This window comes from Pseudomonas atagonensis (assembly GCF_011369485.1).
Taxonomy (GTDB): Bacteria; Pseudomonadota; Gammaproteobacteria; order Pseudomonadales; family Pseudomonadaceae; genus Aquipseudomonas; species Aquipseudomonas atagonensis.
On sequence record NZ_VXCA01000025.1, the window covers coordinates 58,718 to 80,148 of the forward strand.

28 protein-coding genes are annotated in these 21,431 nt (G+C 60.7%); 18 read left to right on the plus strand and 10 right to left on the minus strand.

The annotated features are described in order from the left end of the window. Positions 1–192: 192 nt before the first annotated feature. The 5 genes from F2P67_RS15780 to F2P67_RS15800 all read left to right on the plus strand — a co-directional run bounded on the left by F2P67_RS15780 (position 193) and on the right by F2P67_RS15800 (position 4,091). Positions 193–765, plus strand: coding sequence for a YqgE/AlgH family protein (locus F2P67_RS15780; RefSeq protein ID WP_166221497.1), 573 nt, complete (start codon positions 193–195; stop codon positions 763–765). Then, a complete protein-coding gene (ruvX, locus tag F2P67_RS15785) occupies positions 765–1,202 on the plus strand; it encodes a Holliday junction resolvase RuvX (RefSeq protein WP_166221499.1) in 438 nt (145 codons plus the stop codon). The genes F2P67_RS15780 and ruvX overlap by 1 nt, the downstream gene beginning before the upstream one ends. An 82-nt stretch (positions 1,203–1,284) precedes the next feature. Then, positions 1,285–1,791 (plus strand): bifunctional pyr operon transcriptional regulator/uracil phosphoribosyltransferase PyrR, encoded by a 507-nt coding sequence (pyrR, locus tag F2P67_RS15790; protein ID WP_166221501.1) that lies wholly within the window; start codon positions 1,285–1,287, stop codon positions 1,789–1,791. 27 nt (positions 1,792–1,818) lie between these two features. After that, positions 1,819–2,823, plus strand: a complete 1,005-nt coding sequence (locus tag F2P67_RS15795) for an aspartate carbamoyltransferase catalytic subunit (protein ID WP_095164512.1) — start codon at positions 1,819–1,821, stop codon at positions 2,821–2,823. Next, positions 2,820–4,091, plus strand: a complete 1,272-nt coding sequence (locus F2P67_RS15800) for a dihydroorotase (protein ID WP_166221503.1) — start codon at positions 2,820–2,822, stop codon at positions 4,089–4,091. The genes F2P67_RS15795 and F2P67_RS15800 overlap by 4 nt, the downstream gene beginning before the upstream one ends. 35 nt (positions 4,092–4,126) lie before the next feature. On the opposite strand, the gene F2P67_RS15805 is transcribed toward F2P67_RS15800, so the two are convergent. Further along, positions 4,127–4,558 (minus strand): NINE protein, encoded by a 432-nt coding sequence (locus F2P67_RS15805; protein WP_166221505.1) that lies wholly within the window; start codon positions 4,556–4,558, stop codon positions 4,127–4,129. Between the two features lie 250 nt (positions 4,559–4,808). Between F2P67_RS15805 and F2P67_RS15810 the strand changes: the two genes are divergently transcribed. Continuing rightward, entirely contained in the window at positions 4,809–5,432 is a 624-nt protein-coding gene (locus tag F2P67_RS15810; protein ID WP_166221507.1) for a C40 family peptidase, read from the plus strand. A 143-nt stretch (positions 5,433–5,575) separates the two neighbouring features. On the opposite strand, the gene F2P67_RS15815 is transcribed toward F2P67_RS15810, so the two are convergent. After that, on the minus strand, positions 5,576–6,610 hold the full coding sequence (locus F2P67_RS15815; protein ID WP_166221509.1) for a type IV pilus twitching motility protein PilT: 1,035 nt from the start codon (positions 6,608–6,610) through the stop codon (positions 5,576–5,578). A 56-nt stretch (positions 6,611–6,666) separates the two neighbouring features. Between F2P67_RS15815 and F2P67_RS15820 the strand changes: the two genes are divergently transcribed. From F2P67_RS15820 to F2P67_RS15865, 10 genes are all read left to right on the plus strand, one after another. Then, positions 6,667–7,353: a YggS family pyridoxal phosphate-dependent enzyme gene (locus tag F2P67_RS15820; RefSeq protein ID WP_166221511.1), complete on the plus strand. Its 687-nt coding sequence runs from the start codon at positions 6,667–6,669 to the stop codon at positions 7,351–7,353. 23 nt (positions 7,354–7,376) lie between these two features. Then, complete coding sequence (proC, locus tag F2P67_RS15825; protein WP_166221513.1) at positions 7,377–8,195, plus strand: pyrroline-5-carboxylate reductase; 819 nt, start codon at positions 7,377–7,379, stop codon at positions 8,193–8,195. A gap of 10 nt (positions 8,196–8,205) precedes the next feature. Next, positions 8,206–8,796 carry a YggT family protein gene (locus F2P67_RS15830; RefSeq protein WP_166221515.1) on the plus strand — a complete coding sequence of 197 codons (591 nt, stop codon included), beginning with the start codon at positions 8,206–8,208 and terminating at the stop codon, positions 8,794–8,796. Next, a complete protein-coding gene (locus F2P67_RS15835) occupies positions 8,793–9,089 on the plus strand; it encodes a DUF167 family protein (RefSeq protein ID WP_166221516.1) in 297 nt (98 codons plus the stop codon). The genes F2P67_RS15830 and F2P67_RS15835 overlap by 4 nt, the downstream gene beginning before the upstream one ends. Before the next feature lie 228 nt (positions 9,090–9,317). After that, a complete protein-coding gene (gene metX, locus F2P67_RS15840; RefSeq protein ID WP_166221518.1) occupies positions 9,318–10,457 on the plus strand; it encodes a homoserine O-succinyltransferase MetX in 1,140 nt (379 codons plus the stop codon). 7 nt (positions 10,458–10,464) lie between these two features. Beyond that, positions 10,465–11,085, plus strand: coding sequence for a methionine biosynthesis protein MetW (gene metW / locus F2P67_RS15845; RefSeq protein ID WP_166221520.1), 621 nt, complete (start codon positions 10,465–10,467; stop codon positions 11,083–11,085). A gap of 26 nt (positions 11,086–11,111) precedes the next feature. Further along, on the plus strand, positions 11,112–11,546 hold the full coding sequence (locus F2P67_RS15850; RefSeq protein WP_166221522.1) for a DUF4426 domain-containing protein: 435 nt from the start codon (positions 11,112–11,114) through the stop codon (positions 11,544–11,546). Next, positions 11,543–12,139, plus strand: coding sequence for an RdgB/HAM1 family non-canonical purine NTP pyrophosphatase (gene rdgB, locus F2P67_RS15855; protein WP_095186987.1), 597 nt, complete (start codon positions 11,543–11,545; stop codon positions 12,137–12,139). Before F2P67_RS15850 ends, rdgB begins: the two co-directional genes overlap by 4 nt. After that, positions 12,136–13,341, plus strand: coding sequence for a radical SAM family heme chaperone HemW (gene hemW, locus F2P67_RS15860; RefSeq protein WP_246226511.1), 1,206 nt, complete (start codon positions 12,136–12,138; stop codon positions 13,339–13,341). Before rdgB ends, hemW begins: the two co-directional genes overlap by 4 nt. Before the next feature lie 20 nt (positions 13,342–13,361). Beyond that, on the plus strand, positions 13,362–13,685 hold the full coding sequence (locus F2P67_RS15865) for a DUF3392 domain-containing protein (protein ID WP_166221524.1): 324 nt from the start codon (positions 13,362–13,364) through the stop codon (positions 13,683–13,685). Between the two features lie 132 nt (positions 13,686–13,817). Here F2P67_RS15865 and trmB read toward each other — a convergent pair whose 3' ends face one another. The 4 genes from trmB to F2P67_RS15885 form a co-directional block, all read right to left on the minus strand. Next, entirely contained in the window at positions 13,818–14,543 is a 726-nt protein-coding gene (gene trmB / locus F2P67_RS15870) for a tRNA (guanosine(46)-N7)-methyltransferase TrmB (RefSeq protein ID WP_110718034.1), read from the minus strand. Between the two features lie 9 nt (positions 14,544–14,552). Next, complete coding sequence (locus tag F2P67_RS15875; RefSeq protein ID WP_166221526.1) at positions 14,553–15,347, minus strand: thiazole synthase; 795 nt, start codon at positions 15,345–15,347, stop codon at positions 14,553–14,555. Positions 15,348–15,406: 59 nt separating this feature from the next. After that, a complete protein-coding gene (gene thiS / locus F2P67_RS15880; RefSeq protein WP_165557463.1) occupies positions 15,407–15,607 on the minus strand; it encodes a sulfur carrier protein ThiS in 201 nt (66 codons plus the stop codon). Positions 15,608–15,678: 71 nt separating this feature from the next. Beyond that, positions 15,679–16,059, minus strand: a complete 381-nt coding sequence (locus F2P67_RS15885) for a DUF423 domain-containing protein (protein ID WP_166221528.1) — start codon at positions 16,057–16,059, stop codon at positions 15,679–15,681. 74 nt (positions 16,060–16,133) lie between these two features. On the opposite strand from F2P67_RS15885, the gene mtgA reads away from it, so the two are divergent. Beyond that, positions 16,134–16,856 carry a monofunctional biosynthetic peptidoglycan transglycosylase gene (mtgA, locus tag F2P67_RS15890; RefSeq protein ID WP_166221530.1) on the plus strand — a complete coding sequence of 241 codons (723 nt, stop codon included), beginning with the start codon at positions 16,134–16,136 and terminating at the stop codon, positions 16,854–16,856. 77 nt (positions 16,857–16,933) lie between these two features. Here mtgA and rpoH read toward each other — a convergent pair whose 3' ends face one another. The 4 genes from rpoH to ftsY all read right to left on the minus strand — a co-directional run bounded on the left by rpoH (position 16,934) and on the right by ftsY (position 21,102). After that, positions 16,934–17,788 (minus strand): RNA polymerase sigma factor RpoH, encoded by an 855-nt coding sequence (gene rpoH, locus F2P67_RS15895; RefSeq protein WP_007913617.1) that lies wholly within the window; start codon positions 17,786–17,788, stop codon positions 16,934–16,936. Positions 17,789–17,903: 115 nt separating this feature from the next. Beyond that, positions 17,904–18,929, minus strand: a complete 1,026-nt coding sequence (ftsX, locus tag F2P67_RS15900) for a permease-like cell division protein FtsX (RefSeq protein ID WP_166221532.1) — start codon at positions 18,927–18,929, stop codon at positions 17,904–17,906. Further along, entirely contained in the window at positions 18,926–19,597 is a 672-nt protein-coding gene (gene ftsE / locus F2P67_RS15905; protein ID WP_166221534.1) for a cell division ATP-binding protein FtsE, read from the minus strand. Before ftsE ends, ftsX begins: the two co-directional genes overlap by 4 nt. Further along, positions 19,594–21,102, minus strand: a complete 1,509-nt coding sequence (gene ftsY / locus F2P67_RS15910) for a signal recognition particle-docking protein FtsY (protein ID WP_166221536.1) — start codon at positions 21,100–21,102, stop codon at positions 19,594–19,596. Before ftsY ends, ftsE begins: the two co-directional genes overlap by 4 nt. Here ftsY and F2P67_RS15915 point away from each other — a divergent pair. Beyond that, positions 21,101–21,295 (plus strand): hypothetical protein, encoded by a 195-nt coding sequence (locus F2P67_RS15915; RefSeq protein WP_166221538.1) that lies wholly within the window; start codon positions 21,101–21,103, stop codon positions 21,293–21,295. The genes ftsY and F2P67_RS15915 overlap by 2 nt on opposite strands. Positions 21,296–21,431 lie beyond the last annotated feature (136 nt).

The following is a 21,431-nucleotide window of genomic DNA, read 5'->3' on the forward strand; positions in this document are numbered from 1 at the left end:
TCGGCTGCGCAGCAGTCGCAAAACCATCATCCACGGAGTGTCAGGCAGACCCTGTCAACGGCATCAGGGCCGCTTCGCGCCCCAACGGGGATAAATCCCCTCGCCACAAATGCCATGTTCCAACAAGGGATCTGTGTTGTTGTCAGCATCTCCAGCTTGTCAGTTCGCCCCCCGAACGCCACACTAGCGCACATGAAAAACGTCAGCCCCAGCTACCTCAAGCATCAATTCCTGATCGCCATGCCGCACATGGCCGACCCGAACTTTGCCCACACCTTGACCTATATCGTCGAGCACACGGCCAATGGCGCCATGGGGCTGGTGGTCAATCGACCGCAAGAGCTGAATCTGGCAGACATTCTTGAGCAACTGCGCCCGGACATCGATCCGCCGGCCCTCTGCCAGCATGTGCCGATTTTCATTGGCGGCCCGGTGCAGACCGATCGCGGGTTTGTCCTGCACCCGGCGGGCAAGACCTTCCAGGCCACCGCGCAACTGGACGGCGATCTGGCGTTGTCGACCTCGCAGGACGTGCTGTTTGCCATCGCGGACGGTGTCGGCCCGGCGAAAAGCCTGATTGCCCTCGGCTACGCCGGTTGGGAAGCCGGGCAACTTGAAGCGGAAATGGCCGACAACGCCTGGCTGACCTGCCCGTACGACGCCGACATCCTGTTCAACACCAGCAGCGAATTGCGTCTTGAAGCAGCAGCCAAACACCTGGGGATCAACCTCAGCCTGCTGACCAGCCAGGCAGGGCACGCCTGATGGCCCTGCGCCTGATTCTCGGCTTCGACTACGGCACCAAACAGATCGGCGTTGCCGTCGGTCAGGTGATCACTGGCCAGGCCCGCGAACTGTGCACGTTGAAAGCACAGAACGGCGTGCCGGACTGGAGCCAGGTCGAAGCCCTGTTCAAGGAATGGAAACCCGACGCCGTCGTCGTCGGCCTGCCGCTGAACATGGATGGCACGCCGAGCGAAATGTGCCTGCGCGCCGAGAAATTCGCCCGACGCCTCAATGGCCGCTTCAATGTGCCGTTCTATACCCACGACGAACGCCTCACGACCTTCGAAGCGAAGGGCGAGCGTCTGGTGCGTGGCGGGCAAAAAGGCAGTTACCGCGACAACCCGGTCGATGCCATCGCCGCCGCTCTGCTGTTGCAGGGCTGGCTCGATGAAAACACCGCACTATTTGAATCCTGACAAGCGCTTCGGCGCTTTTCTTTTGGCTAAAATCCCCAGCCACGTCCGGCAGGACGCGGCTCGGGTCAAAGAAGGAGCAACCATGAGTCTGCCCAATCCCGCCGATCTCATCAGCCAGATGGCGACACGCCTCAAGGCGCACCTTGCCCAGCGTGGCATCAGCGAACCGCGCTACATCGGCATTCGCACCGGCGGCATCTGGGTCGCGCAGGCTGTGCTCAAGGAGCTGGGCAGCGACGCGCCATTGGGTACGCTGGATGTTTCCTTCTACCGCGACGACTTCAGCCAGAACGGCCTGCACCCGCAAGTGCGTCCATCCGCCCTGCCCTTCGAAATCGAAGGCCAGCATCTGGTGCTGATCGACGACGTGCTGATGAGCGGCCGCACCATCCGCGCTGCGATGAATGAATTGTTCGACTACGGCCGCCCGGCCAGCGTGACGCTGGTCTGCCTGCTGGATCTGGACGCCGGCGAGCTGCCGATCCGCCCGAACGTGGTTGGCGCGACCCTGTCGCTGGCTGCCCACGAGCGGGTGAAGTTGTCCGGCCCCGAGCCGCTGACGCTCGAACTGCAAGACTTGAACCCTTAATCCGCCCTATTGAGAGTCCCCCTCGCGATGACGCCTCTAGATACCAAGCGCCCGCTGCAGCTCAATGATCAGGGCCAGCTGCGCCACTTCCTCTCGCTCGACGGCCTGCGCCGCGAGTTGCTGACGGAAATCCTCGACACTGCCGACTCGTTCCTCGAAGTCGGTGCCCGGGCCGTGAAGAAAGTCCCGTTGCTGCGCGGCAAGACCGTGTGCAACGTGTTCTTCGAAAACTCCACGCGAACCCGCACCACGTTCGAACTGGCGGCCCAACGGCTGTCGGCGGACGTGATCACCCTGAACGTGTCGACCTCGTCGGCGAGTAAAGGCGAAACCCTGCTCGACACCCTGCGCAACCTTGAAGCCATGGCTGCCGACATGTTCGTCGTGCGCCACGGTGATTCCGGCGCCGCACACTTCATCGCCGAGCATGTCTGCCCGCAAGTGGCGATCATCAACGGCGGCGACGGCCGTCACGCCCACCCGACCCAGGGTATGCTCGACATGCTCACCATCCGTCGGCACAAGGGCAGTTTCGAAAACCTTTCGGTGGCCATCGTCGGCGACATCCTGCACTCGCGAGTGGCGCGCTCGAACATGCTCGCCCTGAAGACCCTCGGCTGCCCGGATATCCGCGTGATCGCGCCGAAAACCCTGCTGCCGATCGGCATCGAACAGTACGGCGTGAAGGTCTACACCGACATGACCGAAGGCCTGAAAGACGTCGACGTGGTGATCATGCTGCGCCTGCAGCGTGAACGCATGACCGGCGGCCTGCTGCCGAGCGAAGGCGAGTTCTACCGCCTGTTCGGCCTGACCACCGCGCGCCTGGCCGGGGCCAAACCCGATTGCATCGTCATGCACCCGGGGCCAATCAACCGTGGCGTGGAGATCGAGTCGGCGGTGGCCGACGGCCCGCACTCGGTGATCCTCAATCAGGTGACCTACGGCATCGCGATTCGTATGGCCGTGCTGTCCATGGCCATGAGCGGGCAAACAGCCCAGCGCCAATTCGAGCAGGAGAACGCCCAGTGAAGCTCAGCATTCTCGGCGCACGCGTCATCGATCCAAGCAGCGGCCTGGATCAAATCACCGATATCCACGTTGAAGCCTGCAAGATCGTCGCCCTCGGCGCAGCACCGGCCGGTTTCAGCGCAGTAGAAACCATCGACGCCAGCGGTCTTGTTGCAGCTCCAGGCCTGGTGGATCTGAACGTCGCCCTGCGCGAGCCGGGTTACAGCCGTAAAGGTTCGATTGTCAGCGAAACCCGGGCCGCCGCCGCTGGCGGTGTGACCAGCCTGTGCTGCCCACCGAAAACCAGACCGGTGCTCGACACATCGGCCGTGGCCGAGTTGATCCTCGACCGCGCCCGCGAGGCTGGCAACACCAAGGTGTTCCCCATTGGCGCACTGAGCAAAGGTCTCGACGGCGAACAGCTCGCCGAACTGGTGGCGTTGCGCGACGCCGGTTGCGTGGCCTTCGGCAATGGCCTGGAAAGCTTTCGCAATACCCGCACCCTGTGCCGGGCGCTGGAATACGCGGCGACCTTCGACCTGACGGTAATTTTCAACTCGCAGGATCACGATCTGGCTGAAGGTGGTCTGGCCCACGAAGGCGCCGTCGCCAGTTTCCTCGGCCTGCCGGGGATTCCGGAAACCGCTGAAACCGTGGCCTTGGCCCGGGATCTGCTGCTGGTCGAGCAGACCGGTGTGCGCGCGCACTTCAGCCAGCTGACCAGCGCTCGCGGCGTGGCCCTGATCGCTCAGGCGCAGGCTCGTGGCTTGAAAGTGACGGCGGATGTCGCGCTGTATCAGCTGATCCTGACCGATGAAGCGCTGATCGACTTCAGCAGCCTTTATCACGTCCAGCCGCCGCTGCGCACCCGCGCCGATCGCGATGGCCTGCGTGAAGCAGTGAAGTCCGGTGTGGTCTCGGCAATTTCCAGCCATCACCAGCCGCACGAGCGTGATGCCAAACTGGCACCGTTCGGCGCGACCGAGCCGGGCATCAGCAGTGTTGAGCTGCTGCTGCCGCTGGCGATGACGCTGGTGGAGGATGGTTTGCTCGACCTGCCGACCCTGCTGGATCGTCTGAGCGCGGGCCCTGCCGAGGCACTGCGCCTGCCGGCCGGTAAACTGGCGGTGGGTGGCGCAGCGGATATCGTGCTGTTCGATCCGAAGGCTTCGACGGTGGCCGGTGAAGGCTGGTTGTCGAAGGGCGAGAACTGCCCGTTCATTGGCCACAGTCTGCCGGGCGTGGTTCGCTATACCTTGGTCGATGGACGGATCAGCCACCAGGCATAACATTGTGGTGAGGGGGCTTGCCCCCTCACCACAACTTACTGGAAGGCGCCTCTGTTCTGCGCGTTACGCACCGAGACCTGATCGTTCAGTGTCCAGAAGTCATACAGCACGCCAATAAAGAACAACCCGCCGGTCAGCAGGTACAGCAAGCCGCTGATCCATTTTCCCTGGTACATCCGGTGCACGCCGAATACGCCCAGGAACGTCAGCAGAATCCACGCCACGTTGTACTCGATCGGCCCTGCGGTAAAGCGCAGATCGGCCTCACGATCCATTGCCGGGATCAGGAACACGTCGATCAGCCAGCCAATCCCCAGCAAACCGAAAGTGAAGAACCAGATCGTTCCGGTCACCGGTTTTCCGTAATAGAAGCGGTGAGCGCCGGTAAAACCGAAAATCCACAGCAAATAGCCGATCACTTTGCTGTGCGTATCCTGGGGTTGAGCAACCTGCTGATAGCGGTTCATGAATGGCCTCATTTGCGTCGATAGATAAATTTTTTCTGACTTTCTGTGACTTTTTTGTGTCGAGCCGACAAGTGGCTCTTCATCGTTACACCCTGCGCAAAGCCTTGTGGGGCTTGGGTTCTGTCCGACAATTGCGCCAGATTGCCGCTTGTTGGGCGAAATTGACCACCGGGTTGAATCGACCAACGGCCTCGGAAGGGACAAAAAAGCTGTTATAAAGTTGCGCGCTAACACATAAGAGCCACGCCTAATGCGACCATTTTTCAAGACATGGCTAACCATCTGCCTATTAATGCCACTGGCCGCCCACGCCACCAATCGTGAGCAACGTCTTCCCAACGTTAACGGTTTCACCCCCAAATCCCATGCTTCCGCTCCTTCGAGCAAAAGCAGCAAAAGCAAAACCACCACGCTGAGCAGCAAGAGCCACAGCAAACTGGTGCCACCGATGGCGAGCAAGGAAAGCAGTAATGTGCTGAGCCGTGCCGTCAACGTCCTCGGTACACCTTATCGTTGGGGCGGCAGCAGCCCAAGTAAAGGCTTCGATTGCAGCGGTCTGGTGAAATACGCGTTCAATGACGCCACGTTCGACCTGCCACGCACCTCCAATGCCATGGCCAGCGGTCACGGCGAGAAGGTCGAGCGCAAGGACTTGAAGCCGGGCGATCTGATTTTCTTCAACATCAAGAGCCGTCGGGTCAATCACGTTGCCATCTACCTGGGCAACGACCGCTTCATCCACGCCCCGCGCCGTGGCAAAGCGGTGAGCATCGACACGCTGAACAAGCCGTACTGGGAACAGCATTACGTGGTGGCCAAGCGTGTGCTGCCGAAAGAGCCGGCCGACAAGCAGATGCGCGTGGTTCAGCGCTGAGCTGACTGACCCGGAATCTGCTTCACCAGTTCTGGCCTCTTCGCGAGCAAGCCCGCTCCCGCATTTGATTTGTGAACGACACAGATCCAATGTGGGAGCGGGCTTGCTCGCGAAGGGGCCGGCAAAAGCAGCAAAAATCTCCCTCAGAAGTTATCCGGCGTACGCGCTTTCTCCCGCGCATGTTCACGGCTGATCAAGCCCTTGGTCACCAGATCCTTCAGGCACATGTCGAGTGTCTGCATCCCCAACGACCCGCCGGTCTGAATCGCCGAGTACATCTGCGCCACCTTGTCCTCGCGGATCAGGTTACGGATCGCCGAGGTGCCGAGCATGATTTCGTGGGCCGCGACCCGCCCGCCGCCAATCTTCTTGATCAGCGTCTGCGACACCACCGCCAGCAACGACTCCGACAACATCGAACGCACCATCGACTTCTCGTCACCGGGAAACACGTCGACCACACGGTCAATGGTTTTCGCCGCCGACGTGGTGTGCAGTGTGCCGAACACCAGGTGGCCGGTCTCGGCGGCGGTGAGCGCCAGGCGAATGGTTTCCAGATCGCGCATCTCGCCCACCAGAATCACATCCGGGTCTTCGCGCAGTGCCGAACGCAACGCCGTGGCGAAACTGCGGGTATCGCGGTGGACTTCACGCTGATTGATCAGGCATTTGCGCGATTCGTGCACAAACTCTATCGGATCTTCGATCGTCAGGATGTGGTGATGACGATGATTGTTGAGGTAATCGATCATCGCCGCCAGCGTGGTCGACTTGCCCGAGCCGGTCGGGCCGGTGACCAGCACCAGCCCACGCGGCGCGTCAGTGATCTTGCGGAAAACATCACCCATGCCGAGGTCGTCCATGCTTAGCACTTTCGACGGAATGGTGCGGAACACGGCGCCAGCGCCACGGTTCTGGTTGAAAGCGTTCACCCGGAAACGTGCCACACCGGGGACTTCGAAGGAGAAATCCGTTTCCAGGTGTTTCTCGAAGTCGACCCGCTGGGTGTCGTTCATGATGTCGTAGATCAATTCGTGCACTTGCTTGTGATCCAGCGCCGGCAGATTGATCCGCCGCACATCGCCATCGACGCGAATCATCGGCGGCAGGCCGGCCGACAGGTGCAGGTCGGAAGCGCCTTGTTTGGCGCTGAAGGCCAGCAGTTCAGTGATATCCATAGCGCTCCTCAATTCCAGTAGAATGCCGCGAACCTTCAGACCGCCGGCGCCTCTTGATGTCCACGATAGCAGACAACATTCTCCAGGTTGGTTCGCGCATCCAGACCGCGACCCAAGCCGCACACCGTCCTGAAAACAGCGTCCAGTTGCTCGCCGTGAGCAAGACCAAACCCGCCGAGGCCCTGCGCGAGGCGTATGCCGCCGGCCTGCGCGACTTTGGCGAGAACTACCTGCAGGAAGCCTTGGGCAAACAGCTCGAACTGGCCGACCTGCCCTTGATCTGGCACTTCATCGGCCCCATTCAATCGAACAAGACTCGAGCCATTGCCGAGCATTTCGACTGGGTGCACTCCGTGGATCGCCTGAAAATTGCCCAACGCCTGTCCGAACAACGCCCGGCCGACCTGCCGCCGCTGAACATCTGCATTCAGGTCAATGTCAGCGGCGAAGCCAGCAAATCCGGCTGCACCCCCGCCGATCTGCCGGCACTGGCCGCCGCCATCAGCGTCCTGCCACGCCTGAAGTTGCGCGGGTTAATGGCGATTCCCGAGCCAACTGAAGATCGCGCCGAACAGGACGCCGCATTTGCTGCCGTGCAGAAGTTGCAGGTCAGCCTCGATCTGCCGCTCGACACACTGTCCATGGGCATGAGCCACGACCTCGAGTCGGCCATTGCCCAAGGCGCCACCTGGGTTCGTATCGGTACGGCCCTGTTTGGCGCCAGAGATTATTCCCAGTCTTGAACGTTTCCAGATAAGGACCACACATGAGCAACACACGTATTGCGTTTATCGGTGCGGGCAACATGGCGGCCAGCCTGATCGGCGGCCTGCGCGCCAAAGGTCTGGAAGCTTCGCAGATTCGCGCCAGCGATCCGGGCGAAGAGACCCGCAACAAAGTAAGTGCTGAACACGGCATCGAAACCTTTGCCGATAACGCTCAGGCCATCGACGGCGTTGACGTCATCGTGCTGGCGGTCAAGCCACAGGCGATGAAAGCCGTGTGCGAAGCCCTGCGCCCGAGCCTGAAAGCCAATCAACTGGTGGTCTCGATTGCCGCCGGCATCACCTGCGCCAGCATGACTGCGTGGCTTGGCGAGCAGCCGATCGTACGCTGCATGCCGAACACCCCGGCACTCCTGCGCCAAGGCGTCAGCGGCCTCTACGCCACCAGCGAAGTGACCGCCGAGCAGCGTCAGCAAGCCGAAGAGCTGCTGTCCGCCGTCGGCATCGCGCTGTGGCTGAACGAAGAACAGCAACTGGACGCCGTGACGGCGGTCTCCGGCTCCGGCCCGGCGTATTTCTTCCTGCTGATCGAAGCCATGACCGTGGCTGGCGTAAAACTTGGCCTGCCGAAAGACATCGCTGAAAAACTGACCCTGCAAACCGCCCTCGGCGCCGCGCACATGGCGGTTTCCAGTGACGTCGATGCCGCCGAACTGCGCCGCCGCGTGACCTCGCCAAACGGCACCACTGAAGCTGCCATCAAATCATTCCAGGCCAATGGCTTCGAAGCCCTGGTCGAAACCGCACTCGGCGCCGCCGCGCACCGCTCGGCCGAAATGGCCGAACAACTGGGCAAATAAGGAGCCTTACATGATTGGATTGAACACCGCAGCGGTTTATGTGCTGCAAACCCTTGGCAGTCTTTACCTGCTGATCGTGCTGCTGCGCTTCGTCCTGCAACTGGTACGGGCCAACTTCTACAACCCGCTGTGCCAATTCATCGTCAAGGCTACGCAGCCGCTGCTCAAGCCACTGCGCCGGATCATCCCGAGCCTGTTCGGCCTCGATATGTCGTCGCTGGTACTGGCGATTCTGGTGCAACTGGCGCTGATGGCGCTGACCCTGCTGCTGACTTACGGCACCACCGGCAACCCGCTGCAACTGTTTATCTGGTCGATCATCGGCGTGACCGCGCTGTTCCTGAAGATTTTCTTCTTCGCCTTGATCATTAGCGTGATTCTGTCGTGGGTCGCCCCGGGCAGCCACAACCCGGGAGCTGAACTGGTCAACCAGATCTGTGAACCGGCCCTGGCGCCGTTCCGCCGCTTTCTGCCGAGCATGGGCGGTCTCGACCTGTCGCCGATCTTCGCTTTCCTCGCACTGAAGCTGATCGACATGCTGGTGATCAACAATCTCGCGGCGATGACGATGATGCCGGAAATCCTTCGCCTGCTGATGTGAGCTGGTTTCGCTGGGACGGTGACGACTTGATCCTCGAGTGTCATCTGCAACCGGCAGCCCGCAGCGATGATTTCTGCGGGCTGCACGGTGATCGCTTGAAGATCCGCCTGACCGCGCCACCGGTCGAGGGCAAGGCCAATGCGTATCTGATGGGCTTTCTGGCCAAGGCTTTTGGGGTTTCGAAAAGCCAGGTCAGTTTGCTCAGCGGTGAGCTGAACCGGCAGAAGCGGGTGAAAATCTGTTCGCCGAAGAAGCTGCCGGATTTGCCGGGTTTGGTTCGGCGCCCGTCTTGAATTTTGCGGTGTCTGTACCCCTCACCCCAGCCCTCTCCCCCTGGAGAGGGAGCCGATCTATGGTGTATTCGAAACCTGAGTTCACCCCGGACATATCAGGTCGGCGTAGTTCAAAAGAACACCTCGGTCGGTCCCCTCTACCTCTGGGAGAGGGTTAGGGTGAGGGCTGCTTGCCGCTAACCCCCCCGGTCTTTAGACTTACGCCTCATTTCAACGAGAGCAGGGTCGATGCCAGCTGCCTTTCCCCCCGATTCTGTTGGTCTGGTGACGCCGCAAACGGCGCACTTCAGCGAACCGCTGGCTTTGGCCTGTGGCCGTTCGCTGCCCGCTTATGACCTGATCTACGAAACCTACGGCGCGCTGAACGCACAGGCGAGCAACGCCGTGCTGATCTGCCACGCCTTGTCCGGCCATCACCACGCCGCCGGCTATCACAGCCCCGACGACCGCAAACCCGGTTGGTGGGATAGCTGCATCGGCCCCGGCAAGCCTATCGACACCAACAAGTTCTTCGTGGTCAGCCTGAATAATCTGGGCGGCTGCAACGGCTCCACCGGCCCGAGCAGCATCAACCCGGAAACCGGCAAGCCGTTCGGCGCCGACTTCCCGGTGCTCACCGTGGAAGACTGGGTGCACAGTCAGGCGCGTCTGGCCGACCTCCTCGGCATCGGCCAGTGGGCCGCGGTGATTGGCGGCAGCCTCGGCGGCATGCAGGCATTGCAGTGGACCATCACTTACCCGGATCGCGTCCGTCACTGCCTGGCCATCGCCTCGGCACCGAAGCTGTCGGCACAGAACATCGCCTTCAACGAAGTGGCGCGCCAGGCGATCCTCACCGACCCGGAATTTCACGGCGGATCGTTCCAGGAAGCGGGGGTGATCCCCAAGCGCGGCCTGATGCTGGCGCGCATGGTCGGACACATCACCTACCTGTCCGACGACTCCATGGGCGAAAAATTCGGCCGTGGCCTGAAGAGCGAAAAGCTCAACTACGATTTCCACAGCGTCGAGTTCCAGGTCGAGAGCTACCTGCGTTATCAGGGCGAAGAGTTCTCCGGGCGCTTCGATGCCAACACTTATCTGTTGATGACCAAGGCGCTGGATTACTTCGATCCGGCGGCGAACTTCGACGATAACCTGGCCAAGACCTTCGAAAACGCCACAGCGAAGTTCTGCGTGATGTCGTTCACCACCGACTGGCGCTTCTCCCCGGCCCGTTCGCGCGAACTGGTCGATGCACTGATGGCGGCGCGCAAAGATGTCAGCTATCTGGAAATCGACGCGCCGCAGGGCCACGACGCCTTCCTGATTCCGATCCCTCGCTACCTGCAGGCGTTCGGCAACTACATGAACCGAATCACGTTGTGAGAAAGCCATGAGAGCTGATCTGGAAATCATCCAGGAATGGATCCCCGCCGGCAGCCGCGTCCTCGACCTCGGTTGCGGTGACGGCGAACTGCTGACCTGGCTGCGCGACCACAAGAACGTCACCGGGTATGGCCTGGAAAACGACGCCGACAACATCGCCGAGTGCGTGGCCAAGGGCATCAACGTCATCGAGCAGGATCTGGACAAGGGGCTGGGCAACTTCGCCAGCAACAGTTTCGACGTCGTCGTCATGACCCAGGCCCTGCAAGCCGTGCATTACCCGGACAAGATCCTCGACGAAATGCTGCGGGTCGGCCGTCAGTGCATCATCACCTTCCCGAACTTCGGCCACTGGCGCTGCCGCTGGTACCTGGCGAGCAAGGGCCGCATGCCCGTGTCCGAATTCCTGCCGTACACCTGGTACAACACGCCGAACATCCACTTCTGCACCTTCGAAGACTTTGAAGAACTTTGTCGCGAACGTGATGCGAAGGTCATTGATCGGCTTGCCGTGGATCAACAGCACCGGCACGGGTGGGCCAGTAAGCTATGGCCTAATCTGTTAGGTGAGATTGGTATCTACCGCGTCAGCAGCCCACAGCTTGCAGATCACAAGGTCGCGGTCTGAGCCACGCCATTTCGAGGAGCACGATCATGGGTCGTTTAGCGTTGTTGTTATTGACTGCCTGCCTGAGCGCCAGCGCCCTGGCGGCCGACGTCATCAAGGGCGAGCGTCAGGAAACCTTCGGCGACGTGACGGTGCACTACAACACCTTCAACTCCACGTACCTGCAACCGGACATTGCCAAGGCTGCCGAGCTGATCCGCAGCAAGAATCAAGGCGTGATCAATGTCTCGGTGATCAAGGACGGTAAACCGTTGATCGTCAGCGTCACCGGCACGGTCAAAGACCTGACCAGCCAGAGCGTGCCGCTGCATTTCCGCCAGATCACCGAACAGGGTGCGATCTATTACATCGCCCAGTACCCGGTGGAGCAGCAGGAAACCCGCACCTTCGAAATCAAGGTGCAGAACGGTGACAAGATCAACACCATCAATTTCAACCAAGAACTCTTTCCCGGCGAATGATGAACCTCAAGCAGCTCGTACTGGCCAGCCATAACGCCGGCAAACTCAAAGAACTCCAGGCCATGCTTGGCGACTCGGTGCAACTTCGCTCGATTGGCGAATGGAGCAAGGTCGAGCCGGAAGAAACCGGCCTGTCGTTCGTCGAGAACGCGATCCTCAAGGCGCGCAATGCCGCACGCATTTCCGGGCTGCCGGCGTTGGCCGACGATTCCGGTCTGGCGGTGGACTTCCTCGGCGGTGCGCCAGGCATCTATTCGGCACGTTATGCCGACGGCAAGGGCGATGCAGCGAACAACGCCAAGCTGCTCGATGCACTGAAAGATGTGCCTGAAGCCGAGCGCGGCGCGCAGTTCGTCTGCGTATTGGCGCTGGTGCGTCACGCTGACGATCCATTGCCAATCCTCTGCGAAGGCCTTTGGCACGGACGAATTCTGACTGCTGCCAGTGGCGAGCATGGCTTCGGTTATGACCCACTGTTCTGGGTGCCGGAGCGCGACGTGTCCAGCGCCGAGCTGAGCCCGGCCGACAAAAACCAGATCAGCCACCGCGCCCGTGCAATGGATCTGCTGCGCCAGCGTCTGGGCTTGAAATGACCGATAGTTCCTCCGCGTCGTCGCTGATTATCGGCGGCGCCGCCGTCTCGCGTCGGGCGCCGTTGCCGACACTGCCGCCCCTGGCGCTGTACATCCACATCCCGTGGTGTGTGCGTAAATGCCCGTATTGCGACTTCAACTCGCACACTGCCAGCCCTGTCCTGCCGGAAGAAGAATACGTCGACGCGCTGCTGGCCGACCTCGATGCGGATCTGCACGCGGTTTACGGCCGCGAAATCAGCTCGATCTTCTTCGGTGGCGGCACGCCAAGCCTGTTCAGCGCCGAAGCCCTCGGGCGTTTGCTCAAAGGCGTCGAGCAGCGCATTCCGTTCGCTCACGACATCGAGATCACCCTGGAAGCGAATCCCGGTACGTTCGAGCAAGAGAAGTTCGTCGCCTACCGCAAACTGGGGATCAATCGCCTGTCGATCGGCATCCAGAGCTTTCAGCAGGAAAAGCTTAAAGCCCTCGGACGCATCCACAACGGCGACGAAGCGGTGCGCGCAGCGGGCATGGCCCGTCAGGCGGGGTTCGATAACTTCAACCTCGACTTGATGCACGGCTTGCCGGATCAGTCGCTGGATGACGCCTTGAGCGATTTGCGCCAGGCCATCGAACTGAAGCCGACGCACATTTCCTGGTACCAACTGACGCTGGAGCCGAACACGGTGTTCTGGAACCAGCCGCCGGTACTGCCGGAAGACGACACGCTGTGGGACATTCAAGAGGCCGGGCAAGCGCTGCTGGCCGAACACGGTTACGCGCAGTACGAAGTATCGGCGTATGCCCAGGCTGGACGCCCGGCGCGGCATAACCTCAATTATTGGAGTTTCGGCGACTTCATCGGCATCGGCGCCGGTGCCCACGGCAAACTCAGCCATCCGGACGGACGCATCGTGCGTACGTGGAAGACGCGACTGCCGAAGGACTATCTGAATCCGGCGAAAAGCTTCCAGGCCGGCGAAAAATCGCTGACCAACGACGAGATGCCGTTCGAATTCCTGATGAACGCTTTGCGCCTGACGGCGGGCGTGGAATCGCGCCTGTATCCGGAGCGCACCGGCCTGTCGCTGGACACCCTTGCCGAAGGCCGGCGCGAGGCCGAACAAAGCGGTCTGTTGCAGGTCGAACCGTCACGTCTGGCGGCCACCGAGCGCGGACAGCTGTTCCTCAACGACTTGCTGCAGAAATTTCTGAGCTGACCCGCTCTTAAGGAAACCGCATGGATTTGATACTCGACCTGCTCGCCACCGTCTCCCGCTGGAGCCGCAGCAACCTCTCGGAAATCGCATTAGCCCTGGTGGGCTGCCTGCTGGTGCTGTTCGGCGCTGACTTCAAAGGCTGGGTCGAACAACGCTTGGGCAGTATCGCCGGCGCCTTGCGCGTGCCACTGATGGCCCTGCTGTGCCTGGTCGGCAGCGGCGCTGCGTTGATCTACGCCACGCCGTGGGTGATCAAGGGGCTGAGCCAGTTCAACAACTACAGCCTGGCGCCGGTGCTGGTGGTGGTGCTGGTGCTGATTGGCGTGGTCGCGGATCGCCGCTGATCTTTCGGCCACCCCAAAAAACAACTGTGGGAGCGGGCTTGCTCGCGAAAGCTAGAGATCATGCAACGTTGATGTTGACTGATCCGACGCCTTCGCGAGCAAGCCCGCTCCCACATTGGGTTTTGCGTGTGCTTAAGCGAGTTTCTCGAACTTCAGATCCCATACGCCATGCCCAAGACGTTCGCCGCGGCGTTCGAACTTGGTGATCGGGCGTTCCGCCGGACGCGGAACGCACTTGCCGTCTTCGGCGAGGTTACGGTAGCCCGGGGCGACGTTCATCACTTCCAGCATGTATTCGGCGTACGGTTCCCAGTCGGTGGCCATGTGCAGAATGCCGCCAACCTTCAACTTGCTGCGCACCAGTTCGGCGAATGAAGCCTGAACGATACGACGCTTGTGGTGACGGCTCTTGTGCCACGGATCCGGGAAGAAAAGCATCAGGCGGTCGAGGCTGTTGTCGGCGATGCAGCGGTTGAGCACTTCGATCGCGTCGCAATCGTAGACCCGCAGGTTGGTCAGGCCCTGAGTCAGCACGCCATTGAGCAGCGCGCCGACACCCGGACGGTGAACTTCAACGCCGATGAAATCCTGATCCGGCGCCGCCGCGGCCATTTCCAGCAGCGAGTGACCCATGCCGAAACCGATCTCCAGCGAGCGCGGTGCCGAACGGCCGAAAACCTGGTCGTAATCCACCGGCGCATCGGCCAGCGGCAGCACGTACAGCGGCGCGCCCTGATCCAGACCGCGTTGCTGGCCTTCGGTCATGCGCCCGGCGCGCATCACGAAACTCTTGATGCGGCGGTGTTGGCGCTCGTCGCCCTCTTCCGTCTGGATAGGCGTGTCGTTCGATTCAGTCATCAATGGCTCTTACTTGATCAGACCATCCAGCGGCGAAGAGGCGCTGGCATAGAGTTTTTTCGGCATGCGGCCGGCGAGGTAGGCCAGACGGCCCGCGACGATCGCGTGTTGCATGGCTTGCGCCATCATCACCGGGTTACCGGCGTGGGCGATGGCCGAGTTCATCAGCACCGCGTCACAGCCCAGTTCCATGGCAATGGTGGCGTCGGAAGCGGTACCGACACCAGCGTCCACCAGCACCGGGATTTTCGCTTCTTCGAGGATGATCTGCAGGTTGTACGGATTGCAGATGCCCAGACCGGAACCGATCAGACCGGCCAGCGGCATGACCGCGATGCAGCCGATTTCCGCCAGTTGCCGGGCGATGATCGGGTCATCACTGGTGTAAACCATCACGTCGAAGCCTTCCTTGACCAGCGTTTCGGCGGCCTTGAGGGTTTCGATCACGTTGGGGAAAAGGGTTTTCTGGTCGGCCAGCACTTCCAGCTTCACCAGGTTGTGGCCGTCGAGCAGCTCACGGGCCAGACGGCAGGTGCGCACGGCTTCGATGGCGTCGTAGCAACCGGCGGTGTTCGGCAGGAAGGTGTAGCGATCCGGCGACAGCACGTCGAGCAGGTTCGGTTCGCCTTCGATCTGGCCAAGGTTGGTACGGCGCACGGCGAAGGTGACGATCTCGGCACCCGAGGCTTCGATGGCCTGACGGGTTTCTTCCATGTCACGGTACTTGCCGGTACCGACCAGCAAACGCGACTGGTAAGTACGACCGGCCAGAACGAAAGGCTTGTCGCTACGAACGATGCTCATGGGGAATCCTCTTGAGGGGTGAGGGTCTTGCAGAATTCTGTGCCCTTGCAGCCGGGCGACTAGCCGCCGCCGATGGCGTGCACGACTTCGACGTTGTCGCCGTCGTTCAGGGTGGTGTCGGCATGCTGGCTGCGCGGGACTATATCCAGATTGAGTTCGACCGCTACCCGGCGTCCGGTCAGTTCCAGACGGGTCAGCAGGGCCGCAACGGTTTCACCGTCGGGCAGTTCAAGGGATTCGCCGTTCAACTGAATGCGCATGCGTAACGCCGCCATCATTTTTAGGGGCTGGCATTCTAGCCCGATCATGACCTAAAGGTCAGCACCAAGCGTCAAGCGGTTAGCTGCAAGCGCCAGGCGGCGAGCCCCAGGCATAGCCAGCCGATCAGAAACGCCAGACCACCGAACGGGGTGATGATGCCGAGCTTGCTGATACCGGTGGTGGTCAGCAAGTAAAGGCTGCCGGAGAACAGCAGGATGCCGACGGAGAATGAAACGCCAGCCCAGGTCACCAGTCGCCCCTGAATCTGCGTGGCGAGCAATGCGACGCCGAACAGCGCCAGTGTGTGCACCAACTGATAGGTGACGCCGGTGTGGAAAATCGCCAGATACTCGGGCGTGAGACGGTTTTTCAGGCCGTGGGCGGCAAACGCGCCCAAGGCAACACCGGTAAAACCGAAGAAAGCGGCCAGCATCAAAAAGCCACGCAGCATGAAGAACTCCAGTCAGACGCAATCGGCAGGGTCTGTATAATGGCCCGCTCCACCGGTTCGGCCAAGCCATCTCTATGCTGCGTTCAATTTTTCGTCGCCTCACGAAGGCCCTGCTCTGGTTCGCGGGTGGCAGCGTATTGCTGGTCTTGCTGTTCAGGTTTGTGCCCCCGCCAGGAACGGCACTGATGGTCGAACGCAAGATTGAATCCTGGGTCGACGGCGAACCAATCGACCTGCAGCGCACGTGGAAACCGTGGGACGAGATCTCCGATGACCTCAAAGTGGCGGTCATGGCCGGCGAAGATCAGAAGTTTCCCGAGCATTGGGGTTTTGATTTCGGCGCGATCCAGGCTGCGCTGGCGCACAACGAACTGGGCGGCTCGATCCGTGGCGCCAGTACGCTGAGCCAGCAGGTGTCGAAGAACCTGTTTCTGTGGTCCGGCCGCAGTTATCTGCGCAAAGGTCTGGAGGCATGGTTCACCGCGCTGATCGAAGTCTTCTGGCCCAAGCAGCGGATTCTTGAGGTGTACCTGAACAGCGTCGAGTGGGATGACGGTGTGTTTGGCGCAGAAGCTGCCGCCCGCCATCACTTTGGCGTGAGCGCCAAGTCACTGTCCCGGCAGCAGGCCAGTTATCTGGCAGCGGTATTGCCCAACCCACGAGTGTGGAGCGCCAGTCATCCGACGGCTTATGTGTCGCGCCGGGCCGGGTGGATTCGACAGCAAATGAGCCAGTTGGGTGGAACGAGTTATCTGCTGGGGCTGAATGATTCGCGGCGGGCGCCTTGGGCGCAATAATTGCGCGTAATCGCAGTCCCAAACAAAAACGCCCCGATCATCACTGATCGGGGCGTTTTTTATTGCCTGCTCACCATTTATGCGGCAATCGACAACTTGAGCTTGTTCATCGCGCTCTTCTCGAGCTGACGGATCCGCTCGGCCGACACGTTGTACTTCTGTGCCAGGTCGTGCAGCGTGGCTTTTTCTTCTGCCAGCCAACGCTGGTAGAGGATGTCACGGCTGCGTTCGTCCAGCACTTCCAGTGCTTCGTGCAGGTTGCTGTTGGAGTTGTCGCTCCAGTCGGCATCTTCCAGTTGACGCGCCGGATCGTACCGGTGGTCTTCCAGATAGTTGGCCGGCGACTGGAAGGCACTGTCGTCGTCCGCTTCCGCAGCCGGGTCGAAGGCCATGTCGTGACCGGTCAGGCGACTTTCCATCTCGCGCACTTCACGTGGCTCGACGCCGAGGCTTTCCGCCACACGGTGGACTTCCTCGTTGTTCAGCCAGGCCAGACGCTTCTTCTGACTGCGCAGGTTGAAGAACAGCTTGCGCTGGGCCTTGGTAGTCGCGACCTTCACAATGCGCCAGTTGCGCAGGATGAACTCGTGAATTTCCGCCTTGATCCAGTGCACGGCGAACGACACCAGACGCACACCCATTTCCGGGTTGAAGCGTTTGACCGCCTTCATCAGACCGACGTTACCTTCCTGGATCAGGTCAGCCTGAGCCAGACCGTAGCCGGAATAGCTACGGGCAATGTGTACGACAAAACGCAGGTGGGCGAGCACCATCTGCCGAGCCGCCCCCAAATCCTGCTCATAGTAGAGACTCTCGGCCAGTTCACGCTCCTGCTCCGGCGTCAGCAATGGAATGCTGTTCACGGTGTGCACATAGGCTTCCAGGTTCGCACCCGGAACCAACGCGTACGCAGGTTGCAAAGAATTGGTCATGCGAAAAAACCTCCGACTTACATACTCGTGCCTTTCAGCACTGCGAAAAATTGACCGGGAACTCAAGTAGAAGTTCCCTTTAAAACCGTAAGGTCAATCACGCGCAAAAAAGATTCTACTTCGGCGCCAGCTCCCTGAGATGACGTGCGACTGCAATCCATGCACCGATATAACCCAACAGTACCGCGCCAAGCAAGAGCGACAGACCGTCGGCAACTGGCACTCCGGCCAGCGCGAAATCACTGCCGTACAAGCCGGCCAATCCAACCACTGCGTCGTTCAGCCAGTTCAGGCCGAACGCCAACACACCCCAGGACAACAGCCCTGCACCAAAGCCATACAACGCGCCCATGTACAGAAAGGGACGTCGCACATAGCTGTCAGTGCCGCCGACGAGTTTAATCACTTCTATCTCTGTGCGGCGGTTTTCAATATGAAGACGAATGGTATTGCCTATCACCAAAAGTAATGCAGAAACCAGCAGCACGGTCAGACCGAAGACAAAACGATCGCCAAGCTTGAGGATGGCGGCCAGACGCTCGACCCAGACTAGATCAAGTTGCGCCTGTTGTACCTTGGGCAGCTCGGAAAGTTTTTGTCTTAATGCTTCCAGCGTCGGCTTGTCGACTTCGTTCGGGGTGACCAGCACCACGCCCGGCAGCGGGTTCTCAGGCAGCTCACGCAGGGCTTCGCCCAGTCCGCTCTGCTGCTGGAATTCTTCCAGCGCCTGATCGCGGCCAACATATTCGGCATCCGCTACGCCGGGCATGCCTTTGATCTGCTCGCGCAACGACTCGCCCTGCTCCGGGCTTGCATCGAGTTGCAGGTACAGCGAAATCTGCGCCGCACGCTGCCACGATCCACCCAGACGCTCGACGTTGCTCAGCAGCAGCGACAACCCCATCGGCAGACTCAGGGCAACCGCCATCACCATGCAGGTGAAGAAACTGCCGATCGGCTGCTTGCCGAGGCGGCGCAGGCTGTCGAGCAGGCTGGCGCGATGGCTTTCGATCCAGGCGCGGAACAGCGTAGCGAAATCCGGGCCGTCATCTTCGTCGTGTTTTTTCTTTTTTGGCGGCTGCGGATCGGCGGCTTTCGGGGCCACGCGCTCGGAAACCTTGGGACTGCGGGTCGCACTCATACCCCGGCCTCCCCGTCGCCAATCAATCGGCCACGCTGCAGGGTCAGCATGCGGTGACGCATGCGCGCGATCAGCGCCAGGTCGTGACTGGCGATCAACACGCTGGTACCCAGACGGTTGATGTCTTCGAACACGCCCATGATTTCGGCCGCCAGACGCGGGTCGAGGTTACCGGTCGGTTCGTCCGCCAGCAGCAAGGCCGGGCGGTGAACGATAGCGCGGGCAATGCCGACGCGTTGTTGCTGACCGGTGGACAGGTCGCCCGGGTACAGATCGGTCTTGTCCGACAGCGCCACGCGCTCCAGTGCCGAATCGACACGCTTGGCGATTTCAGCCTTGGACAGCCCGAGAATCTGCAACGGCAGTGCGACGTTGTTGAACACCGTGCGATCGAACAGCAACTGGTGATTCTGGAACACCACGCCGATCTGCCGGCGCAGGTACGGAATCTGCGCGTTACTGATGGTGCTCAGGTCCTGCCCGGCGAGCAGCAGCTTGCCGCTGGTCGGACGCTCCATCGCCAGCAGCAGGCGCAACAAAGTGGATTTACCGGCACCGGAGTGGCCGGTCACAAACAAGAACTCGCCACGACGGACTCGAAAGCTCAGCTCATGCAAGCCGACGTGACCGTTCGGGTAGCGTTTACCGACCTGTTCGAAACGAATCATGAACGCTCCCGCTCGGCAAACAGTGCCTGGACAAAGGGTTCTGCTTCAAAGGTACGCAAATCGTCGATGCCTTCACCGACGCCGATGTAGCGAATCGGCAGGCCAAACTGCTTGGCCAGGGCGAAAATCACCCCGCCCTTGGCGGTGCCGTCGAGCTTGGTCAGCGCCAGACCGGTCAGTTCGACGGTCTGGTTGAATTGCTTGGCCTGGTTGATGGCGTTCTGGCCAGTACCGGCGTCGAGCACCAGCAGCACTTCGTGCGGCGCATCGGCGTCGAGCTTGCCGATCACCCGGCGAACCTTTTTCAGTTCTTCCATCAGGTTATCTTTGGTGTGCAGACGACCGGCGGTGTCGGCGATCAGCACGTCGATGCCACGGGCCTTGGCGGCCTGCACGGCGTCGAAGATCACCGAAGCCGAGTCGGCACCGGTGTGCTGGGCGATTACCGGAATCTTGTTGCGCTCGCCCCAGACCTGCAATTGCTCCACGGCGGCGGCACGGAAGGTGTCACCGGCGGCGAGCATGACTTTCTTGCCTTCCAGTTGCAGCTTCTTCGCCAGTTTGCCGATGGTGGTGGTTTTGCCGGCGCCGTTGACGCCGACCACCAGAATCACGAATGGCTTGTTCTGCGAGGCGACTTTCAGCGGCTGCTCGACCGGTTTGAGCATCGCGGCGAGTTCAGCCTGCAAGGATTTGTACAGCGCGTCAGCGTCAGCCAGTTCTTTGCGCGCAACCTTCTGAGTCAGGCGCTGGATAATCTGCGTAGTGGCTTCGACGCCCACGTCGGCGGTCAGCAGACGGGTTTCGAGGTCATCGAGCAGATCATCGTCGATGGTTTTGCGGCCGAGAAACAGGCTGGCCATGCCTTCGCCGATGCTCGCGCTGGTTTTCGACAGACCTTGCTTGAGGCGGGCGAAGAAGCCGGCTTTGGCTTCTTCGGTGCGCGGGGCTTCTACCGGGGTTTCAGCCACCACTTCAACCGGTAGAACTGGCGCAGCGGCAACAGGTGCAGGTGCAGGTGCAGGTGCAGGTGCAGGTGCAGGTGCAGGTGCAGGCTCGGGCTGTTGAACGACAGGAGCAACCGGGGCAACAAACACCGGAGCAACGGCCTCAACAACCGGCGCAGGTTCGACAATCGGCTCAACCACAGGCGCTGGAATCACTGGCGTGACGTGTGGCGCAGCATCTTCAACCAACGCCACCGGCTCTTCCGCTACCGGCAAGGTCAGCCACGGCTCGGCCGCCGGCGTCAGCGGCAGTTCAGCCGCCACTGGCGTTGCTGGCTCGCTTTCAGGCTCAACCGGTTGCAACACCGGCTCGGCAATCGGCAGAACAATCGGATCCGGCGCTTCTTCTATTACCGGAGCAGGCGCCGCAACGGGCTCGGCATTCGCAGGTGGCTGTTCGACGACGGGTTCCTGCGGTTTTTTACGCAGCCATCCGAACAGGCTTTTCTTCTCGCCAGCCGCAGCTGGGGTCTTCTTGTCGTCGTTGGAACCAAACATGGAGGACGGCTATCTCACGGTAGCGACGCGCCATAAGGGCGCCCCGGCAAATAAATATTCGATGCAGAACAGACTGTGTTTCATCCAGCTTGTTCACGCGCAACATTTTGTCGAGGCGCCAGCGGCACCCCAAAGGTCGATTAATACGAAGGACTGGAACGGCATCTTCGGCGAAAACGCAGAGTTTAGCTGACAAACTCAAAGCTTCTGCCGGGAACCCATACAATCTATCTACCGATCAGTGGCTTGATAGGCGTGGCCGCCAGTAAAACGGATCAGTATCCTAGCACCCTCTCGCCCGCCGACGCTAAGACCAAGCGGGCAGCCCA

Bases quoted from the DNA above. Each gene is read 5' to 3' on its own strand.
- F2P67_RS15780 (WP_166221497.1), top strand. From the start codon at position 193: ATGAAAAACGTCAGCCCCAGCTACCTCAAGCATCAATTCCTGATCGCC.
- ruvX (WP_166221499.1), top strand. From the start codon at position 765: ATGGCCCTGCGCCTGATTCTCGGCTTCGACTACGGCACCAAACAGATC.
- pyrR (WP_166221501.1), top strand. From the start codon at position 1,285: ATGAGTCTGCCCAATCCCGCCGATCTCATCAGCCAGATGGCGACACGC.
- F2P67_RS15795 (WP_095164512.1), top strand. From the start codon at position 1,819: ATGACGCCTCTAGATACCAAGCGCCCGCTGCAGCTCAATGATCAGGGC.
- F2P67_RS15805 (WP_166221505.1), bottom strand. From the start codon at position 4,558: ATGAACCGCTATCAGCAGGTTGCTCAACCCCAGGATACGCACAGCAAA.
- F2P67_RS15810 (WP_166221507.1), top strand. From the start codon at position 4,809: ATGCGACCATTTTTCAAGACATGGCTAACCATCTGCCTATTAATGCCA.
- F2P67_RS15815 (WP_166221509.1), bottom strand. From the start codon at position 6,610: ATGGATATCACTGAACTGCTGGCCTTCAGCGCCAAACAAGGCGCTTCC.
- F2P67_RS15820 (WP_166221511.1), top strand. From the start codon at position 6,667: ATGTCCACGATAGCAGACAACATTCTCCAGGTTGGTTCGCGCATCCAG.
- proC (WP_166221513.1), top strand. From the start codon at position 7,377: ATGAGCAACACACGTATTGCGTTTATCGGTGCGGGCAACATGGCGGCC.
- F2P67_RS15830 (WP_166221515.1), top strand. From the start codon at position 8,206: ATGATTGGATTGAACACCGCAGCGGTTTATGTGCTGCAAACCCTTGGC.
- metX (WP_166221518.1), top strand. From the start codon at position 9,318: ATGCCAGCTGCCTTTCCCCCCGATTCTGTTGGTCTGGTGACGCCGCAA.
- metW (WP_166221520.1), top strand. From the start codon at position 10,465: ATGAGAGCTGATCTGGAAATCATCCAGGAATGGATCCCCGCCGGCAGC.
- F2P67_RS15850 (WP_166221522.1), top strand. From the start codon at position 11,112: ATGGGTCGTTTAGCGTTGTTGTTATTGACTGCCTGCCTGAGCGCCAGC.
- rdgB (WP_095186987.1), top strand. From the start codon at position 11,543: ATGATGAACCTCAAGCAGCTCGTACTGGCCAGCCATAACGCCGGCAAA.
- hemW (WP_246226511.1), top strand. From the start codon at position 12,136: ATGACCGATAGTTCCTCCGCGTCGTCGCTGATTATCGGCGGCGCCGCC.
- F2P67_RS15865 (WP_166221524.1), top strand. From the start codon at position 13,362: ATGGATTTGATACTCGACCTGCTCGCCACCGTCTCCCGCTGGAGCCGC.
- trmB (WP_110718034.1), bottom strand. From the start codon at position 14,543: ATGACTGAATCGAACGACACGCCTATCCAGACGGAAGAGGGCGACGAG.
- F2P67_RS15875 (WP_166221526.1), bottom strand. From the start codon at position 15,347: ATGAGCATCGTTCGTAGCGACAAGCCTTTCGTTCTGGCCGGTCGTACT.
- thiS (WP_165557463.1), bottom strand. From the start codon at position 15,607: ATGCGCATTCAGTTGAACGGCGAATCCCTTGAACTGCCCGACGGTGAA.
- F2P67_RS15885 (WP_166221528.1), bottom strand. From the start codon at position 16,059: ATGCTGCGTGGCTTTTTGATGCTGGCCGCTTTCTTCGGTTTTACCGGT.
- mtgA (WP_166221530.1), top strand. From the start codon at position 16,134: ATGCTGCGTTCAATTTTTCGTCGCCTCACGAAGGCCCTGCTCTGGTTC.
- rpoH (WP_007913617.1), bottom strand. From the start codon at position 17,788: ATGACCAATTCTTTGCAACCTGCGTACGCGTTGGTTCCGGGTGCGAAC.
- ftsX (WP_166221532.1), bottom strand. From the start codon at position 18,929: ATGAGTGCGACCCGCAGTCCCAAGGTTTCCGAGCGCGTGGCCCCGAAA.
- ftsE (WP_166221534.1), bottom strand. From the start codon at position 19,597: ATGATTCGTTTCGAACAGGTCGGTAAACGCTACCCGAACGGTCACGTC.
- F2P67_RS15915 (WP_166221538.1), top strand. From the start codon at position 21,101: ATGGAGGACGGCTATCTCACGGTAGCGACGCGCCATAAGGGCGCCCCG.
- ftsY (WP_166221536.1), bottom strand. From the start codon at position 21,102: ATGTTTGGTTCCAACGACGACAAGAAGACCCCAGCTGCGGCTGGCGAG.